The following is a 17,577-nucleotide window of genomic DNA, read 5'->3' on the forward strand; positions in this document are numbered from 1 at the left end:
GTCAGGCAAGCTCCGCCGGCAGGTGCGCGTGGCCGCGAAAGCGGATGCGCCCGCCCGATCGTCTGCCGGCAACGACGCGATAGCCGGGAAACCGCGCGAGGAACCGCCCCACCGCGACTTTCCCCTCGAGCCGGGCGAGGCTCAGCCCGACGCAGACATGCGGCCCGCCCGCGAAGGCGAGGTGGCGGTTGGGCGTGCGGCCGATGTCGAAGCGGTGGGGCTCGGGGAACTGCGCCGGGTCGCGGTTCGCCGCCCCGATCACGAGGTGCAGGTTCGTGCCCGGCGCGATGGTCTCGCCGCCGATCTCGACCGTTTCGGTCGCCTCCCGGTTGCCGAGCTGATTGGGCGACGCGTAGCGCAGGACCTCCTCGATCGCCGAGCCGAGCAGATCCGGATCCTCCAGCAGGCGCGCCTTCTGGTCCGGATGGTCGTGAAGCAGCGCCAGCGCGTTGCCGATGAGGTTCGTGGTGGTCTCGTGCCCGGCGTTCAGGATGAAAATGCAGTTCTGCAGAAGCTCGGTTTCCGAAAGCTGGCCGTCCGCCCCCTCCCCCCGGATGAGACGGGTCAGCACGTCCGTCTCGGGGTCCCCCGGCCGGGCGCGGCGGCGCGCCACGAGATCCTCCAGATAGGCCGTGAATTCCGCCACGGCCGCATTGCCCCGGGCGAGGTGATCTTCGGACAGGGCCGGCTCCAGCGCGCCCAGGATCGCGAGCGACCAGTCGCGCAGCGGCCCGCGTTCCTCCATCGGCACGTCGAGCAGGTTGCCGATGATCTGGATCGGGCTCGTGCTGGCGTAATCCTCCACGAGATCCACGGCCGCACCCCCGCGCCCCCGCTCGGCCATGCGCTCGAGCAGCGCGTCCACGACCGCGACAAGCCCCGGCTCCATCCGGGCGATGGCGCGCGGCGTGAGCGCCGAGGTCATGATCCGGCGCACGCGGGTGTGCAGCGGCGGGGCGTTGAAGACGAGCGACGTGGTGTGGTGGGTGTAAAGCGGTGTGCCCTCCCCAAACTTGGGCGCGAACGCCACCGTCTTGTCCGACGAGAAGCGGCGCGTGTCCCGGTAGATGCGGTCGAGATCCGCGTGGCGCGCCACCAGCACCGAACCGTCGCGCTGGCGCAGCACGGGCGCATGGGCCAGGAGCCCGGCATAAACCGGGAACGGATCGTCGGCGAAGCCCGGCGGCGGCGCCATCAGGTCGAAGCCGCGCGCCTCGGCTGCGGTGATCATGGCCCATCCTCCCGTCGCGGTGACCGGGGCGGAACCTGCCCCAGCGCCCGTGGCTTGGCAAGCCGGGCGCGCGCGCCTTGTCTCGCCCCCGCACGGCGGCTACACCCGCGCCAGGCGTCAACCAGCGCGAGGGACAGGACAGATGGCCACCGCCGCAGATTTCAACGACCGCATGCTCTCGCTCGGGCTGGCGCGCGTGGCCGAACAGGCCGCCATCGCCGCCGCGGACCTCGTGGGACGGGGCGACGAGACGGCCGCCGACCAGGCCGCCGTGAACGCCATGCGCGAGCAGCTGAACCGGCTCGACATCGCGGGGCGGGGGGTCATCGGCGAGGGCGAGCGCGACGAGGCGCCGATGCTCTTCATCGGCGAGGAGGTCGGCACCGGGAACGGCCCCGCCGTCGACATCGCGCTCGATCCGCTCGAGGGCACCACGCTCACCGCCAAGGACATGCCCGGCGCGCTCACCGTCATCGCCATGGGGCCGCGCGGCTCGATGCTGCATGCGCCCGACGTCTACATGGAGAAGCTCGCGGTGGGGCCCGGCTATCCCGAAGGCGTGGTGACGCTCGACATGGCCCCGGCGGAGCGGGTGCGCGCGCTCGCCGCCGCGCGCGGCTGCGCCGCCGCGGACATCACCGTCTGCATCCTGGAACGGCCGCGCCATGCCGGGATGATCGCCGACGTGCGGGCCACGGGCGCGGCGATCCGGCTCATCACCGACGGGGACGTGGCGGGCGTGATGCACTGCGCCGAGGCGGAGATCACCGGCATCGACATGTACATGGGCACCGGCGGCGCGCCCGAGGGGGTGCTGGCCGCCGCCGCGCTTCGGTGCATGGGCGGGCAGATCCTGGGGCGGCTCGTCTTTCACGACGACGACGAGCGCGAGCGCGCCGCGCGCGCCGGCATCACCGACCTGAACCGCGTCTACGCGCTGGGGGACATGGTGCGCGAGGACGTGATCTTCGCCGCCACGGGTGTCACCGACGGCTCGCTCCTGCCCGGGATCCGGCGCCGCCCCGGCTGGGTCGAGACCGAGACGGTGCTCATGCGGTCCCGCACCGGGTCCGTGCGCCGGGTGAGCTACCGCTCTCCCCTGCGCTGAGGCATGCCGGCGGCGGCCCTCATCCTGATCGACATCCAGACCGGTTTCGACGCCGCGAGCTGGGGCGAGCGCAACAACCCGGACGCCGAGGCACGCGCGGCCGCCCTGCTTTCGGCGTGGCGGGCGCGGCGGAAGCCGGTCGTGCATGTCCGGCACGTCTCGACCGAACCGGGCAGCCCCCTCGCCGGGGCGGGCACGCGGTTCAAGCCGCAGGTCGCGCCGGTCGAGGGAGAGACCGTCATCGAGAAATCCGTGAACGCGGCCTTCATCGGAACGACGCTCGAGGACCGCCTGCGGGGGCTCGGCGTGCAGGATCTCGTGCTTTGCGGCCTGACCACGCCGCATTGCGTCTCCACGACCGCGCGCATGGCCGCCAATCTCGGCTTCTCCGTCCGGCTCGCTCATGATGCCTGCGCGGCCTTCGCGACCAATGCGGACATGAGCTGGTGCGGCGGCGAACCGATGCCGCCCCAGGCCGTCCACGATGCGGCGGTCGCCCATCTGCATGGCGAATTCGCGCAGGCCCTGTCCGTCGCGGATCTGCTGGAGGCGCCCCGGTGAGCGCCTATCTCGGCGTCGATCTCTCGCTGACCGGTCGCCGCTGGGAGGGGCCGGACGCCGAACTGCTCCGGCAGGCCGAGGCCATCGCCCAGCGCACCGATCTCGCGCCCGCCGTCTGCGCGACGCTGGCGCGCGCCGGCGTCGCGCCCGAGGCGGCCGAGGGCTACCTGTCGCCCCAGCTTCGCGAGCTTCTGCCCGACCCGAAGGGCCTGCGCGACATGGAGCGCGCGGCGGCGCGCATCGTCTCGGCCGCGACCCGGGGCGAGCGGATCGCGATCTTCGCCGATTACGACGTGGATGGCGGCGCTTCGGCGGCGCTGCTCCTCGACTGGCTCGCCGCTGTGGGGCGCGGCGCCACGCTTTACGTCCCCGACCGCATCGACGAGGGCTACGGACCCAACGTCCCGGCCATGCGCGCGCTCGCGGCCGAGCACGACCTGATCGTCTGCGTGGACTGCGGCACCCTCAGCCACGACCCCGTGGCCGCCGCCGAAGGCGCGGATGTCGTCGTGCTCGACCATCACCTCGCCGGAGAGACGCTGCCGCCGGCCCATGCCGTGGTGAACCCGAACCGCCAGGACGAGGACGGACGCCTGGCGCATCTCTGCGCCGCCGGGGTGGTCTTCCTGATGCTGGTAGAGGCGGGCCGGCAACTGCGCGCAGCGGGGCGCGCGGGGCCGGACCTCGTGCCGCTTCTAGATCTCGTGGCGCTCGCGACCGTCGCCGACGTTGCCCCGCTCACCGGGGTCAACCGCGCGCTCGTGCGCCAGGGGCGGAAGGTGATGGGCTGGCGCGAACGCCCGGGCCTGGTCGCGCTCGCCGACGTGGCGCGCCTCGACCGCGCGCCGGATCCTTACGCGCTGGGCTTCGTGCTGGGGCCCCGGATCAACGCGGGCGGACGCGTGGGACAGGCCGACCTGGGCGCCCGGCTTCTGGCCACCCGCGACGCGGCCGAGGCCGAGGCGCTCGCCCGCAGGCTCGAGGCGCTCAACGAGGAACGGCGCGGGATCGAGGCGTCGGTGCGCGCCTCCGCGATGGCCCAGGCCGAGGCGCGCGGGCTCGACGCGCCGCTCGTCTGGGCGGCGGGCGAGGGCTGGCACCCGGGCGTGGTCGGCATCGTCGCCTCGCGCCTCAAGGAGGCCGCCAACCGGCCCGCGGTGGTGATCGGGCTCGAGGGCGGCGAGGGCAAGGGCTCCGGCCGGTCCGTCGCGGGCGTCGATCTCGGCGCGGCGGTGCAGAGGCTCGCCGCCGAGGGGCTTCTCCTCAAGGGCGGCGGGCACCGCATGGCGGCCGGCCTCACGGTGGCGCGGGAGCACCTCGAGCCCGCCATGGCCCGGCTCGCCGAACTTCTCGCGCGGCAGGGCGCGGGCGCGGCGGGCCCGCGGGCGCTCAGGCTGGACGGCACGCTGATGCCCGGCGCGGCGACGCCCGAACTCGTGGAGGCGCTCGAGACGGCAGGCCCCTTCGGCGCCGGCGCGGCGGCGCCGCGGTTCGCCTTTCCCGCCCTCGCCATCCGCCACGCGAAGCGCGTGGGCGAGACGCATCTGAAGCTTTCGCTGTCCGACGGCATGGGCGGCACGATCGACGCCATCGCCTTCGGCGCCTTCGACGGCGATCTCGGGCCGCGCCTCGAAGCCCATGGCGGCGTCCGCGTGCATGTCGCGGGGCGGCTGGAAATGAACCACTGGCGCGGCCGGTCGACGGTGCAGCTTCGCCTCGAGGATGCCGCCTTCGCAAGCGCCTGAGCCGCGCCCCGAGGGCGAGCGCCGCGCAGGCCGGAACGGCACATTTTCCCCTTGCAAGCCCGCGCCGGTTTTCCTATTCACCCGTCACGCTGGGCCAAGGCCCGTTCGTCTATCGGTTAGGACGCCAGGTTTTCAACCTGGAAAGAGGGGTTCGATTCCCCTACGGGCTGCCAGCGCCTTCATCCCCGCTCACTAGCGCCGACGCCCATTGACCCGCGCGCATGCTTCGTGGTTCAGCTTTCGCGCGCCCGCCGCGAGGTTTCCGATGCCGCCCATGACGTCCGACGACCACGTTCTCGATCTCTTTGTCGTGGGCGGGGGCGTGAACGGGTGCGGGATCGCGCGGGATGCGGCCGGGCGGGGGCTGTCGGTCGGGCTCGCAGAGAAGGGCGACATCGGCGGCGCGACCTCCTCGGCCTCGACGAAGCTCTTTCACGGCGGGCTGCGCTACCTGGAATATTTCGAGTTCCGCCTCGTGCGCGAGGCGCTGGCCGAGCGCGAGACCCTGCTCGCCGCCATGCCGCATATCGCCTGGCCCATGCGCTTCGTGCTGCCGGTGGACCCGGCGCTGCGCGTCGGCGCGGACACGCCCGCGGGGCGCTGGCTCGGCCGCCTCATGCCCTGGGCGCGGGGGCGGCGGCCGGCCGCGATGATCCGCGCGGGGCTTCTGCTTTACGACGCGATGGGCGGGCGGAAGGTGCTGCCGGCGAGCCGTGCGCTCGACCTTGCGCGCGACCCGGCGGGCGCGGCGCTGCGGCCCGGCCTCGGCCGCGCCTTCGAGTATTCCGACGTCTGGGTGGAGGATAGCCGTCTCGTCGCGCTCAACGCGCGCGACGCCGTGCGCCTCGGCGCCCGCATCTGGCCCCGGCAGGAAGTCGTGGAGGCATGGGCTGTGGACGGTTTCTGGCGGGTCCGCCTGCGCTGCACGCGGCCCGGCGCGGCGCGCGAGGTCCACGCCCGCGCCCTCGTCAACGCCGCCGGGCCCTGGGCGGCGGAGGTGCTGTCGGGCGCGATCGGGCGCAACGCCGCGGCGCGCGTGCGCCTCGTGCGCGGCAGCCACATCGTCACCCGCCGCCTCTTCGACCACGACAGGGCCTACTTCCTGCAGGGCGAGGACGGGCGCATCGTCTTCGCCCTGCCCTACGAGCGCGACTTCACCCTGATCGGCACCACCGACGCGCCGCACCCCGACGCCGATACCGCCCCGGTCTGCACCGAGGCGGAGGCCGACTACCTTCTGGCCTTCGTGAACCGCTGGTTCCGCGCGCCGGTGTCGCGGGACGACATCGTCTGGCGCTTCGCGGGCGTCCGGCCGCTTTACGACGACGGCGCGGCCTCGGACACCGCGGCGACGCGCGACTACGTTCTCGATCTCGACACGGCCGTCGGCGCGCCGCTGCTCAGCGTGTTCGGCGGCAAGATCACCACCTACCGGCGTCTCGCCGAGGCGGCGCTGGCGCGGCTCGCGCCCGACCTGCCTGCGATGGGCGGGGCCTGGACGGCGGCCGCGCCGCTGCCCGGCGGCGATCTTCCGCTCGACGAGGTCGAGGCGCGGATCGCCGCGCTGCGCGCCGCGTATCCATTCCTTGCGGACGACGGGGCGCGGCGGCTTTTCCGCGCCTACGGCACCAACGCCGAGACGATCCTCGGCACCGCGCGGTGCGCCGAGGACCTCGGCCGGTCCTTCGGCGCCACGCTCACGGAGGCGGAGGTCGCCTGGCTCATGGCCCGCGAATTCGCCATGACGGCGGAGGATGTGGTCTGGCGGCGCTCCAAACTGGGCCTGCGGCTCTCGCCCGACCAGATCGCGGCGCTCGACGACTGGATGCGCGCGGCCCGTGGGGCGGTCGCGGCCGCGGAGTAGGGACCCATGCGCCACGTTCTCGCCATCGACCAGGGCACCACCTCCACACGCGCCGTGGTCTTCGACGAAGCCCGCCGCCCCGTCGCCCAGGCGAGCCAGGAGTTTCCACAAAGCTACCCCGCCCCGGGCTGGGTTGAGCATGACCCCCTCGACCTGTGGTCGACCGCCGCGGCCACGGCGCGCGCCGCGATCGAGCAGGCCGGACTGCACGCCGGCGACATCGCCGCGCTCGGGCTGACGAACCAGCGCGAGACCACGCTTTTATGGGACCGCGCCAGCGGCAAGCCGCTTTACCCCGCCATCGTCTGGCAGGACCGGCGGACCGCGCCCGCCTGCCGCGCGCTTGCCGCGGCGGGCCACGAGGCCGCCGTCACCGCGCGGACGGGACTTCTGCTCGATCCCTATTTCTCGGCCACGAAGCTCGCCTGGCTTCTCGACAACGTGGAAGGCGCGCGGTCGCGGGCCGCGCGCGGCGAGCTGGCCTTCGGCACGGTGGACAGCTGGCTTCTCTGGAACCTCACCGGCGGCAAGGTCCACGCGACCGACGCCACCAACGCCGCGCGCACCATGCTCTACGACATCCACGCGGGCGAATGGTCCGCGGAGCTCTGCGCGCTCTTCGACATCCCCGAGGCCGTGCTGCCCGAGGTCCGCGACTGCGCGGACGATTTCGGAGAGACCCGGGCGGACCTTTTCGGGCGGCCGATCCCGATCCTCGGCGTGGCGGGCGACCAGCAGGCGGCGGCCATGGGGCAGGCCTGTTTCGCGCCCGGCATGGTGAAATCCACCTACGGGACGGGCTGCTTCGCGCTTCTCAACACGGGCGAGACGCCGGTGGCGTCGCGCAACCGGCTGCTGACGACCGTCGCGGCGCGGCTGAACGGGCGGACGACCTACGCGCTCGAGGGCTCGATCTTCATCGCGGGCGCGGTGGTGCAATGGCTCCGCGACGGGCTGGGACTCGTGCGCCGCGCCGAGGAGACGCAGCCCCTGGCCGAGGCGGCGGATCCCGAGAGCGGGGTCGTGCTCGTCCCGGCCTTCACCGGGCTCGGCGCGCCCTACTGGGCGCCGGACTGCCGGGGCGCGATCTTCGGGCTCACGCGGAACTCCGGCCCGGCGGAGCTTGCCCGCGCGGCGCTGGAAAGCGTGGGCTTCCAGACCCGCGACCTCCTGGAGGCGATGCAGACCGACTGGCCCGAGGCCGGGGAGGCGGTGCTGCGGGTCGACGGCGGCATGAGCGCGAGCGACTGGACGATGCAGTTCCTGGCCGACATCACCGGCGCGCCGGTGGATCGCGCCGAGGTCCTCGAGACGACGGCCCTCGGGGCGGCCTGGCTCGCCGGCCACCGGGCCGGGCTTTATCCCGGCCCAGAAGAGGCGATGGCGGCCTGGGCGCGGGACCGCCGCTTCGCGCCCGCCATGGGCGACAAGACCCGGGCGGCGAGATACGCGGCGTGGAAACGGGCCGTCGCCGCGGCGATGGCCGCCTCGGGCGCGGATCAGCCGGCGTAGAAGTCCCAGACGGCGCGGCTCGCGAGCGTGCGGTCCATGAGCCGCGCGCGATCGGCCAGAAGCGCCTCGGCCTGGGAAAGCCGCGCGGGCGCGAGCGCGGGGTCCGCCGCGCGGTTCACCAGGCAGTCGGGATCCTCGTCCAGATCGTAGAGCGCGGGCGGCAGGCCGGGGCTTGCCATGTAGAGGTGCCGCCCGTCCATCCGGCATTGGAGCACGCAATCCTCCGGGGCGAGGCCGAAGCGCGCTGCGTCCTCGCCCAGAAGCAGGCGGAAATCGAACTCCCAGAGCGCGGCCGCGCGCCAGCGGCGGGGCGCCTGCCCGTCGAGAAAGGGCGTCAGCGAGGCGCCGTCCGGGGCATGGCCGGGCGCCACGCCCATGAGATCGCAGAGTGTGGGGAAGATGTCGGCGGCCGAGGTGAACGCGTCCACCTGCCCGGCGCCCCGCCCGGGGATCCGCATGATCAATGGGATGTGATAGCTTTGCGGGAAGAAGCCGCCCTTTCCCAGCATCCAGTGGTCGCCCATCATCTCGCCGTGGTCGGAGGTGAAGACGATCACCGTCTCCTCCCACTGCCCCGCCGCGCGAAGCGCCTCGAAGATCCGGCCGCACTGCGCGTCCACTTCCGAGACGAGACCGTGGTAGAGCGCGCGGAGCCGCGCGAAATCCCGCGGCGCGAGATCCCGTGCCCGTCCCGCGCCGCCTTCCACGAAATCCGAAAGCTGCTGGTAGCCTTGTATCGCCGCCACGAAGGGATGCTGCGCGGCCTCGGCATCCGGGTCGGCGTGACGCGCGAATTCCGGTCCCTCCTCCTCGCCATACATAGAGGCATAGGGCTCGGGCACGGCGAAGGGCGGGTGCGGGCGCAGGAAGCTCAGATGCGCGAACCAGGGCCGGTCGATGGGCTGCTCGGCCCGCCACTGAAGGAAGGCATCGGCGAGGAAGGCCGTCTGGGTCTCCTCGCTCGAATAGACCGGCGGACGGCGCGAGATGCGCGCGCCCTCCTCGGGCGGCACCCGGTGCATCGCGCCCGGGTCAGAGATGTCATGGCCCCGCGCGCCGAGCCAGCTCACCCATGGCCGCTCCGCATCGTCGAGGTTGAGCCGTACCCGGAACCCCGGCAGCACGCCTTCGAACGTGGCAAGCGCGGGGTCGGCCGGCGCGAGGTGGCGGGGATCGGGCGCGGTGTCGGTGTAGCCGAAGAGGGTGGGCAGGTAGCCCGCGCGCCGGGCGGCGAGCGCGAGGTTGTCGAAACGCGCGTCGAGCCCCGCGCCGTTCCACACCACCCGGTGGTTCATCTGGTAGAGCCCGGTATAGAGCGACGCGCGCGCCGGCGAGCAGGGCGCGCAGGTGGCGTAATGCCGCGCGAAGAGCGTGGCCTCCTCCGCCAGCCGGTCGAGCGCGGGGGTCCGCACGACATGACCGAGCGCGCCCAGCGTGTCGCCGCGCCACTGGTCGGCGGTGATGAAAAGGATGTTGGGCCGCATCACGCCACCTCCAGCCGGTCGAGAAGCGCGGGCAGGTCCGCCACCGTGTCGATGACGTGATCGGCGCCCGCCTCCTTCAGCATTACCGTGGCGCCCGCGCGCCGCCGCTCCACCTCGTGCGCGTGCATCGCGGCAAGCTCCCCGGGCGTGCACCCGACCGCGTTGCCCGAAAGCGCCACGCCCACGGTGACGCAGCCCGCCGCCACGCCTTCGGCGATGCCGGGCGCGGTGTCGTCCACCGTGATCACGGACTCGGGCGGGTAGACGACGAGGTCGATGAAGCACTGGTACATGCAGAGCGGGCCGGGCCGCCCCTCGGGCAGGTCGTCGGCACAGACGCGATTGTCGGGGGCGTAGCCCTGTTCGGCCGCCTTCGGCAGCACCCGCTCCATGATCGAGCGGGTGTAGCCCGTGGTGGAGCCTATCTTCATGCAGCGCGCCCGCAGGTTTTCGACGGTCTCGACGGTGCCGGGCACGAGGGTGGCGTAATCCGCGACGACCTCCTCGTTCATCGGCACGAAGACCTCGTAGACGCTGTCGACGTCGGCCGCCCGCGGCGCGTGGCCGAAGCGCGCCTGCCACTGATCGGCGATCCCGGGCATCTCCAGCATGGCCCGGACATGGTCCCGCTTCGCCGCGCCCATGGGTGCGCGGGCCTGTGCCACGCTCGCCTCGATCCCGAAGCGGCGGAACGCCTCGACGAAAACGGCCATCGGCGCGAAGGATCCGAAATCGATCGTGGTGCCCGCCCAGTCGAACACCGCCGCCTTGAACCGTGCCATGAATCGCCCCCTCTCAGCCCGCCAGGCGCGTGCGACGCGCGGCCCTGACCGACGCACCGCGCGCGCCACGCCCCTTTTCCTGCAACACTTCGCAGGCCGCCGCCACCATCTCGTGTATCGCCCCGGCATCGAGCGGGCCGATGCCGCCGCCCGGCCGACCACCGCCGCCTTGACCCGGCCCCCGCCGGGCCTTGGAGGGGGGCGAGAAGGCGGCACGCCGCCAGGACGCGTGTCGCCGCCGGGCGCAGGGGCGCGAGCGCCACGCCTGCCGGCGCGCACCGGCGCACTGCCGACGCGGCAAGCTGGTGTCGGGGGAGCGCCGTGCCGGCGCAGCGGAATTGCCGCGTGTGCTGCGCGGTCACGAAAGACGGCCGGCCCGCCACGGGAACAAGCCTTCGCAGGCGCCGCGGGGCGCTTGCCGGCGACGGGGCGGGCCGCGCCCGGCATTCGGGGTGCCCGCGGCACGGGGTCAGCCGCTGTCGGCCTCCCGTGGCGCGCCGAAAAGATGCCGGCCGCGCCCTGCGTTCTTCGCAGCGTAAAGCGCGGCATCGGCGTCGGCGAGCATCCGCGCGGGCTCCGGCCGGGGATAGTCCCCGGACATGACAGAGCCCGCACTGGCCGCGATACGCGCCGCGCGGCCGTCCACGACGATGGGCCTTGCGAGCCGATCGATGATGCGCCGTGCGACACCTGCGACGGCGGCGCGGTCTTTCGGAGCCTCGAGCACGAGCACGAATTCGTCGCCGCCGATGCGCGCGACCGTATCGCGGGCGCGCGTCTCTTCCACCAGGACACGCGCCACGACCTGAAGCACCTGGTCCCCCGCCGGGTGGCCCAGCGTGTCGTTGACGTCCTTGAAATGATCGAGGTCGATCTGCGTGAGCGCGAAACGCACCCCGCCCGCGGCCAAGCGTTCCAGCACATGCTCCAGCGCGCGGCGGTTCTTCAGGCCGGTCAGGGTGTCGGTGAAAGCCTGTTCCTCGGCCGAGATGCGCGCGGCCTGAAGGCGCAGGTTCAGCCTGCGCGATGCCTCCATCGCCGCGGATTTCGCCTCGATCAGGTAGAGCATCTCCACCGCGAGATCGGTGGCCGCGAAATCGGCGCTGGTCAACGAGAAATCCCGCACGCCGTCGAGGATCGAGATCCCGAAGGACAGGTTGACGACGGCGCCATCGCCGCCCGGCAGGGCCACCAGCACGCCTTTCAGCTTGGTGTGCGGCGCCGCGCAGCGCCGCAGGTGCAGCTTCGTGGAGGCCATGGCCATGAGTTCGTCCATGTCCTGCATGGCGCGCGGGCGGGTCACCTCGAAGAGGTCGAGAAAGCGCCGGCCGGCCAGCCGCGCGTCGGGAAAGAGCTTCGCGAGGGTCGGGCCGGCATGCGCGACGCGCCCCCCGGGGTCGAGCCGCGCGTGCATCGGGCAGAGCGCATCCAGTATCCCGTCCGGAAACCGCATCCGTTTCAGAGCGCTTGCGCGCCGAGGTCGAAGCGCCGCCCCTCGGCGAAGGAGGATTCGTAGAGCGTGATGTCGATGATGTCCTCCTCGTCGGATGCGAGGGCGAGTTCGAGGTAGGCGAGCGCGCCGTAGTCGTCCGCCATGGCGCGCAGAAGCCCGACGAAAACATGCCCGACGCCCGCAGGCCCGCCGCGGCAGGACAGGCGGAACCGGCCGGATCCCCGCTCGGCCAGTTCGAGTTCGGGCAGGTCGAGGTCGGCCACGGCGAGGCGCGCCCGCTCGGGCAGATCGTCCAGCGAATGGAGGAAGTCGAGAAAGCTGTCGCCGCCGAAGCGCATCAGCCGGCGCAGCGCCTCGGTGTTGCGGTGGGAGACGAGGTAGGTTCCCAGATCCTCGAGCAGCGCCTCGCGCGGCTTGTCCAGCACATCCTCCGCCGCAGAGAGAATGCGCGGCGCGAGCGCCGGATCGTAGCTCAGCATCGCCTCGAACCCGGCCATTTCCAGCCCGGCGCGGTGCGCGATCCCGTCCCACCGCGATGCGCCATAGGTGTCGATGATGAACGATTGTATCGCCCGGTTGATCAGACCATGCATTCCGCGTCCCGCGCCGGTGAAACCGCGGCGAGGATGCCGCTCGCGGCTTAAGATTTCCCGAACGCGTTCAATTGTCCGGAACGAGGCGTCGGCCGCCGATCGACAGGGCGCGCGCACCGCTGGGCACGAGCTCGAAACGGCCCTCCCGAAGGGCTTCCAGCGCATCGGCGGGAAGAATGGCGGGTGTGCCGGCGGCAAGATCCCGCGCCGCACCGGCAGGCCGCAACCCGCCGTCGTGAAGGTCGTAGGCGCGCACCTCCACAGGGCCGTCCGCGCTGCGAAGGAAGGCGAGCACCTGCGCGGGCCCCTCGCCCGCGCGCAGCCGCGCGGCCAGCAGCGCGCAGCCCGGCCGGCCCTCGGCGTCGCGCCGGGCGCAGGCGTCCTGCCAGTCGCGCAGCACCGCGGACGGAAGCGCCGCGAGCGCGCCTTGGGGAAGCTCGGCGTCGCCAAGCACCGGCATCACGCCCGCCAGCGCCGCGGCGAGCGCCTCCGCCTCGGCGCGTTCGATCGTTCTCGCGAAGCCGCGCGGTCCCTCCGCCTCCTCTAGCGCGGCAAGCCTTGTCCGGAGCGCCGCACCGTCGCGCTCCTCCGCAAGCGCGGACAGGTGCGCGACCGCCCGCGCGCCGGGTTTTCCCCACTCATGCGCCATCTCCCACAGCGGCACCTCGTCGAGCGGCAGGCGCGCTTGCTGGTACCGGACGAGCTGGCTTTGCGCCGACCACCGCTCGGGCGCGACAAGCGGGGTCAGCCAGAGCGCGCCGATCACCGCGCTTGCGGGCATCAGCACGACGGCCGCGCGCCGAAGCCGTGCCGGCCAGTCGCCGCCGGGCAATGCGGCAAGCGCGAAGGAGAGCGTCCAGGCCAAAAGCAGCCCCGCCCCGAATGCCGCGGGCACGCGCGGCGGGGTCCAGCCATAGGACCCGACCCGCTGCGCGATCGACAGCGCCGCGGCGCCGGCGAGGACCGGCAACAGGAGCGCGAGCATCCGCGTGGCGCCCCGCATCGCGGCGCCCCGCACCTCGTCCTGCGGGCCGCGATCCACCGCCCCCGCGACGAGGACCAGGCCCGCCGCCGCCATCGACATCAGTACCGGGGCGGGCGACAGGCCGCCCAGAAGCAGCCCGAGCCCCCGCAGCGGCAGGGCGAGCACGAAAGCCGCCACCACCGGAAGAAGCGCCGGGACGAGAAGCCGCAGAAGGCGCAAGACAAGCACCGGCGACAGAAGCGCCGCGTAGTCCTCGGCGACGGCAAGGCCGAGCCCGATCGCCGCGCCGCTGAAAATCCACGGCACCGGGTCGATCTCGAGGATCCGGTCGATCGCATCGACGCCCACGAGACCCAGAAGCGCGTCGGACAGGCCGATCACCGCCCAGGCCAGCCCGAGGAACACCGCCGCGGCCGCCGTCCGCATAGCGATCGACCAGACCGCGTCGAAGACCGCCGCGGGATCGCGCCAGCCGCCTGGCGCCGCGAGCCCGGCCAGCGCGACCGGCGCTCCGAAGCCGCCGTAGAGGCCGAGCGCGACGAGCGGATGGCCCGCCAGCAGGGTTTGCGGGACGGAGACGAAACCCAGCGCCGCCCACCACATGAGCGCCGCGGCCGGGACCGCGAGCGCCGCCGCCCCCGCCGCGGCGCGCCGAAACCCCAACGGGCCGGTGAAGAGCAGCGTGAGCCCGAACCAGCCCGCCGCGGCGATGACCGACACGAGGTGCAGCCGGGGTTCGGCGAAGGCGTCGCGGAAGACGTCGAGCAGAAGCCACCCCGCGCCGCCCGCCGCGCCCCCGAGGCCCGCGAGCGCGACGCGCCGGAGGCGCCGGTCAGCCGCCATCGGCACGCCCCAGCAGATCGTCGAGGACCTCCGAGAACAGGGCCACGCCCTCGGCGATGAGCGCGTCGGGGAAATCGTAGCCCGCGTCGTGAAGCGGCGGCTGGTCTGCCCCGGCGCCCCGCAGCAGAAGCGCGCCGGGCGCCGCCGCACCGAAACGGCCGAAATCCTCGGAAAACCGCATGGGCAGCCCGTCGGCCGAAACCGAGAGGCCTGCGGCCGCCGCGCCGCGCGCGAGGGCCCGGGCCGGTTCCCGCGCGTTCACGCAGGCGGCGAAGACATCCTCCCACCCGACATCCAGGATGAGGCCGTGCCCCGCGGCCGCCGCCTCGGCCAGCGCCCGGGCCTCTTCCACGAGCGCGTCCATCTCTTCGTCATCCCGGGTGCGAAGCGTGGCGAAAAGCTCGGCGCGCCCGGGGGAGATGCCGAAGGCGGGCGCGCCCATCCGCGCATGGGTGAGCGTGACCATGCGAAAGCCCGGGTCCGCGGGGCCTGCCCCGGCGCAACGCGCGGGCAGTTCTTGCAGCCGGCGCGACAGGGCCGGGGCGGGTGACAGGCCGGTCTCGGGGCTGGAGGCGTGGGCCTCGCGGCCGCGCAGCCTGATCCGCATCCCCCGCGACGCGCAGCAGGCCGGGCCGGGCGCCACCCGGACCGCGCCGCGCGGCAGGCCCGGCAGGTTGTGAAGCGCCACCGCCATGTCCGGCGCGATCTCTGCGAAGCGCGGATCGGCGAGCACGGCCGCCGCCCCCGCGCCCGTCTCCGCGGCGGGCTGAAAGAGAAGGATCGCGCGGCCGCGCGCGGGACGGACCCGGCCGAGCCGTCGCGCCAGCCCGGCGAGGATCGCCATGTGCCCGTCATGGCCGCAGAGATGGGCCCGCCCCGAGAATTCCGAGACATGCGGCGCGCTGCTTTCCTCGGCGATCGGCAGCGCGTCGAGTTCCGCGCGGACCAGAATCGCGGGGCCCGGCGCCGCCCCGGCCCACGTCGCGGCCACGCCGTCCCCGCCGAGCCCCGTCCATATCCGGTCGGGCCCCTGCGCGGCGAGCATCCGGGCCACGGCCGCGGCGGTCTCCGCCTCCGCGCCCGAGAGCTCCGGTCGGCGGTGAAGGGCGCGGCGCCAGTCGGCGAGCGCGCCAAGGTCTTCCGGGCCGAGATCGCTGGGGTGCACGGTCATGGCCGCCACTCCGCCCCGCCCCCGCGGTGGTGTCAAGCCCGGCGGCCGCGCGCCGCCGCCGGGTCAGAAATCGGTGGGCGCGCCGCCCTCGGCCTTGCGGAGGCTGACGAAGGCCTCGAGCTCCTCGCGCACCGCCGCGTCCATCGGCGGGGCCTCGAAGCTGCCGATGATCTCCTTGAAGACGCGGTGCGCGCGCTCGGCGGTCCAGACTGCGCCCGCGGCTTCCCATGCCTCGTAATTCTTCCAGTCCGAGACGAAGGGCTGGTAGAAGGCCGTGGTGTAGCGATCCTGGGTATGCTGGATGCCGAAGAAATGGCCCTGGTCGCCCACCTCCGCCACGGCGTCGAAGGCGATCTCTTCGGGTCCTGTGGCGCAGATCTCGGGCTCCATGTAGCGCTGGATCATCTGCAGGATCTCGCAGTCCATCACGAATTTCTCGGGGCTCGCGATCAGCCCGCCCTCGAGCCAGCCCGCGGCGTGGTAGACCATGTTGGCCCCCGACTGCACCGCCGACCACAGGCTGTTGGAGGTCTCCCACATCGCCTGCCCGTCGGGCACGTTGGCCGCGCAGACGCCCGAGGCGCGCATCGGCAGGCCGTAGAACCGCGCGAGCTGGCCGGTCATCTGGGTGGCCCTCATGTATTCCGGCGTGCCGAAGGCGGGGGCGCCCGACTTCATGTCCACGTTGGAGGTGAAGGTGCCGATGGCGACGCAGGCGCCGGGCCGGATCGCCTGCGCCAGCACGACGGCCGAGAGCGCCTCGGCGAGACTCAGCGACACTGCCCCCGCCATGGTCACCGGCGCCATCGCGCCAGCCAGCGTGAAGGGCGTGACCACGAGGCCCTGATTGCGCCGGGCAAGGCGCATCCAGCCATCCATCATCGGGTGGTCATGCTTCAGGGGCGAGGTCGAGTTGATGTTGGTGTACATCTTCGGCCCGGACTCGAACGCCTCGTGCGAGTGACCGCCGGCGATGCGTACCATCTCCATCACGTCGTCCACCCGCTCGGCGCCCAGCGCATACGCATGCATCGCCTTGTCGGTGAGCGTGAGCTTGTCGAAGAGCACGTCGAGGTGGCGCACCGACGCGTGCAGGTCCACCGGCTCGACGGGATAGCCGCCGGCGAAGTGGATGCAGTTGAAGTACTGCGTGAGCTTCAGCAGGTGGGCGCATTGCTCGCGGGTGCCGGGCACCTTCCGGCCGATCTCCATGTCCCAGTAGTTCGGCGGAGAGGAGACGTTGCCGAAGAGGATGTGCTTGCCGCCCATGGTGATGCGCCGCTCGGGGTTGCGCGGCGTGATGTCCCACTGGCGGGGCGCTCTCGCCACCATCTCCATCACCATGTCGCGGCCCATGCGCACGTTCTGGCCGCTCACCGTGCAGCCCGCCCGGGCGAGAATGTCCACCGCCTCGGGATTGAGGAAGGTGATCCCGATCTCCTCGAGGATGCGCATGGCGCCGTCATGAATGGCCTGAACGCCGTCCTCGCTCAGCGGTTCCGTGGGGCGGTCGATGTTCACGGGCAGCCGCCAGGGCATCTGCTCGATCACGGCGGTGCCGCGTCGTGCAGCGTTGCCCGCGCGCCCGCCGCCGCGGCGGCGGCGCTCGGGCGCGAGGGTCTCGGTGGGTCTGGGCATGCTCGAGGCCATGGGTCCCTCCTGCCGGTGTCCGGGCCAGAAGAAACGCCGCGCGCGGCCCGGTCGTGCCGGTTTGCGACGGATATGGTCGCGATTCTTCATCCCGCTCCGGAATGCGGCGATGCCGTGACGCAAGGGCACCCATCGCGCGGGCGCGTGCCCGGAAACGCCCCCGGACGGGCGCGATCCGATCATCCTTTCGCCGCAACGGGCGGCTATCGTTCAGGTTGGGAATGACCGGGGAAAGGCGCACGGATCGTGACGGTGGTCGTCGGACAGGAAAGGCTCGCTCCGGATTGGCGGCTTCTGCGCACCGCCGACGGGGTGGTGCGTATCCTGCGCGATCCGCCCTGTGCGAGGCGGGCCTACGACCCGTTCGGGCCGAGGGGGCGCTGCCCGGCAGAGGACATCCTGATGACGCTCTTCGGAGATTTCGTCGTGCCGCTCGGGCCACTTTCGACGGAAGACGAGGTCGTGGTGGGGATGTGGCGGGCGCTGCCCTGCAACGACAACCGCGATCCCGGCACGGGCGCGACAGCGACGCCGTCGCGCCGGCCGCGTCTGAACTAGCCCGCACCCCGTCAGGCGGCCGCCGCGGCGCACGCCG

Annotated in this window: 14 protein-coding genes and 1 tRNA gene; 7 read left to right on the plus strand and 8 right to left on the minus strand. The window is 72.9% G+C overall.

What is annotated here, in order from left to right; all coding sequences use genetic code 11:
• Position 1: 1 nt before the first annotated feature.
• On the minus strand, positions 2-1,231 hold the full coding sequence (locus AB6A65_RS03495; protein WP_371036969.1) for a cytochrome P450: 1,230 nt from the start codon (positions 1,229-1,231) through the stop codon (positions 2-4).
• A 142-nt stretch (positions 1,232-1,373) separates the two neighbouring features.
• On the opposite strand from AB6A65_RS03495, the gene glpX reads away from it, so the two are divergent.
• The 6 genes from glpX (at position 1,374) to glpK (ending at position 8,021) form a co-directional block, all read left to right on the plus strand.
• Positions 1,374-2,339, plus strand: a complete 966-nt coding sequence (gene glpX / locus AB6A65_RS03500; RefSeq protein WP_371036970.1) for a class II fructose-bisphosphatase — start codon at positions 1,374-1,376, stop codon at positions 2,337-2,339.
• A gap of 3 nt (positions 2,340-2,342) precedes the next feature.
• On the plus strand, positions 2,343-2,900 hold the full coding sequence (locus AB6A65_RS03505) for a cysteine hydrolase family protein (protein WP_371036971.1): 558 nt from the start codon (positions 2,343-2,345) through the stop codon (positions 2,898-2,900).
• Positions 2,897-4,645, plus strand: coding sequence for a single-stranded-DNA-specific exonuclease RecJ (recJ, locus tag AB6A65_RS03510; protein WP_371036972.1), 1,749 nt, complete (start codon positions 2,897-2,899; stop codon positions 4,643-4,645). The genes AB6A65_RS03505 and recJ overlap by 4 nt, the downstream gene beginning before the upstream one ends.
• Before the next feature lie 98 nt (positions 4,646-4,743).
• Positions 4,744-4,818, plus strand: a tRNA-Glu gene (locus tag AB6A65_RS03515).
• Between the two features lie 92 nt (positions 4,819-4,910).
• The gene (gene glpD / locus AB6A65_RS03520) at positions 4,911-6,509 is read left to right on the plus strand and encodes a glycerol-3-phosphate dehydrogenase (protein ID WP_371036973.1); all 1,599 of its coding nucleotides are present in this window, start codon (positions 4,911-4,913) and stop codon (positions 6,507-6,509) included.
• A 6-nt stretch (positions 6,510-6,515) separates the two neighbouring features.
• Positions 6,516-8,021, plus strand: coding sequence for a glycerol kinase GlpK (glpK, locus tag AB6A65_RS03525; protein WP_371036974.1), 1,506 nt, complete (start codon positions 6,516-6,518; stop codon positions 8,019-8,021).
• Here glpK and AB6A65_RS03530 read toward each other — a convergent pair.
• From AB6A65_RS03530 to AB6A65_RS03560, 7 genes are all read right to left on the minus strand, one after another.
• Positions 8,009-9,505 carry a sulfatase-like hydrolase/transferase gene (locus AB6A65_RS03530; RefSeq protein ID WP_371036975.1) on the minus strand — a complete coding sequence of 499 codons (1,497 nt, stop codon included), beginning with the start codon at positions 9,503-9,505 and terminating at the stop codon, positions 8,009-8,011. The genes glpK and AB6A65_RS03530 overlap by 13 nt on opposite strands.
• Positions 9,505-10,287, minus strand: coding sequence for a phosphonoacetaldehyde hydrolase (phnX, locus tag AB6A65_RS03535; RefSeq protein ID WP_371036976.1), 783 nt, complete (start codon positions 10,285-10,287; stop codon positions 9,505-9,507). Before phnX ends, AB6A65_RS03530 begins: the two co-directional genes overlap by 1 nt.
• Before the next feature lie 469 nt (positions 10,288-10,756).
• The gene (locus AB6A65_RS03540; RefSeq protein WP_371036977.1) at positions 10,757-11,740 is read right to left on the minus strand and encodes a diguanylate cyclase domain-containing protein; all 984 of its coding nucleotides are present in this window, start codon (positions 11,738-11,740) and stop codon (positions 10,757-10,759) included.
• A gap of 5 nt (positions 11,741-11,745) precedes the next feature.
• Positions 11,746-12,333: a heme NO-binding domain-containing protein gene (locus AB6A65_RS03545; RefSeq protein ID WP_371036978.1), complete on the minus strand. Its 588-nt coding sequence runs from the start codon at positions 12,331-12,333 to the stop codon at positions 11,746-11,748.
• A 67-nt stretch (positions 12,334-12,400) separates the two neighbouring features.
• Entirely contained in the window at positions 12,401-14,161 is a 1,761-nt protein-coding gene (locus tag AB6A65_RS03550) for a hypothetical protein (protein WP_371036979.1), read from the minus strand.
• A complete protein-coding gene (locus tag AB6A65_RS03555; protein WP_371036980.1) occupies positions 14,151-15,332 on the minus strand; it encodes an amidohydrolase in 1,182 nt (393 codons plus the stop codon). The genes AB6A65_RS03550 and AB6A65_RS03555 overlap by 11 nt, the downstream gene beginning before the upstream one ends.
• Positions 15,333-15,395: 63 nt before the next feature.
• The gene (locus AB6A65_RS03560; RefSeq protein ID WP_371036981.1) at positions 15,396-16,970 is read right to left on the minus strand and encodes a trimethylamine methyltransferase family protein; all 1,575 of its coding nucleotides are present in this window, start codon (positions 16,968-16,970) and stop codon (positions 15,396-15,398) included.
• A gap of 258 nt (positions 16,971-17,228) precedes the next feature.
• Here AB6A65_RS03560 and AB6A65_RS03565 point away from each other — a divergent pair, with 258 nt between their 5' ends.
• A complete protein-coding gene (locus tag AB6A65_RS03565; RefSeq protein WP_371036982.1) occupies positions 17,229-17,540 on the plus strand; it encodes a hypothetical protein in 312 nt (103 codons plus the stop codon).
• The last annotated feature ends 37 nt before the right edge of the window (positions 17,541-17,577 follow it).

This window comes from Rhodosalinus sp. FB01, from assembly GCF_041365715.1.
Taxonomy (GTDB): Bacteria; Pseudomonadota; Alphaproteobacteria; order Rhodobacterales; family Rhodobacteraceae; genus Rhodosalinus.

Bases quoted from the DNA above. Each gene is read 5' to 3' on its own strand.
- AB6A65_RS03495 (WP_371036969.1), bottom strand. From the start codon at position 1,231: ATGATCACCGCAGCCGAGGCGCGCGGCTTCGACCTGATGGCGCCGCCG.
- glpX (WP_371036970.1), top strand. From the start codon at position 1,374: ATGGCCACCGCCGCAGATTTCAACGACCGCATGCTCTCGCTCGGGCTG.
- AB6A65_RS03505 (WP_371036971.1), top strand. From the start codon at position 2,343: ATGCCGGCGGCGGCCCTCATCCTGATCGACATCCAGACCGGTTTCGAC.
- glpD (WP_371036973.1), top strand. From the start codon at position 4,911: ATGCCGCCCATGACGTCCGACGACCACGTTCTCGATCTCTTTGTCGTG.
- glpK (WP_371036974.1), top strand. From the start codon at position 6,516: ATGCGCCACGTTCTCGCCATCGACCAGGGCACCACCTCCACACGCGCC.
- AB6A65_RS03530 (WP_371036975.1), bottom strand. From the start codon at position 9,505: ATGCGGCCCAACATCCTTTTCATCACCGCCGACCAGTGGCGCGGCGAC.
- phnX (WP_371036976.1), bottom strand. From the start codon at position 10,287: ATGGCACGGTTCAAGGCGGCGGTGTTCGACTGGGCGGGCACCACGATC.
- AB6A65_RS03540 (WP_371036977.1), bottom strand. From the start codon at position 11,740: ATGCGGTTTCCGGACGGGATACTGGATGCGCTCTGCCCGATGCACGCG.
- AB6A65_RS03545 (WP_371036978.1), bottom strand. From the start codon at position 12,333: ATGCATGGTCTGATCAACCGGGCGATACAATCGTTCATCATCGACACC.
- AB6A65_RS03550 (WP_371036979.1), bottom strand. From the start codon at position 14,161: ATGGCGGCTGACCGGCGCCTCCGGCGCGTCGCGCTCGCGGGCCTCGGG.
- AB6A65_RS03555 (WP_371036980.1), bottom strand. From the start codon at position 15,332: ATGACCGTGCACCCCAGCGATCTCGGCCCGGAAGACCTTGGCGCGCTC.
- AB6A65_RS03560 (WP_371036981.1), bottom strand. From the start codon at position 16,970: ATGCCCAGACCCACCGAGACCCTCGCGCCCGAGCGCCGCCGCCGCGGC.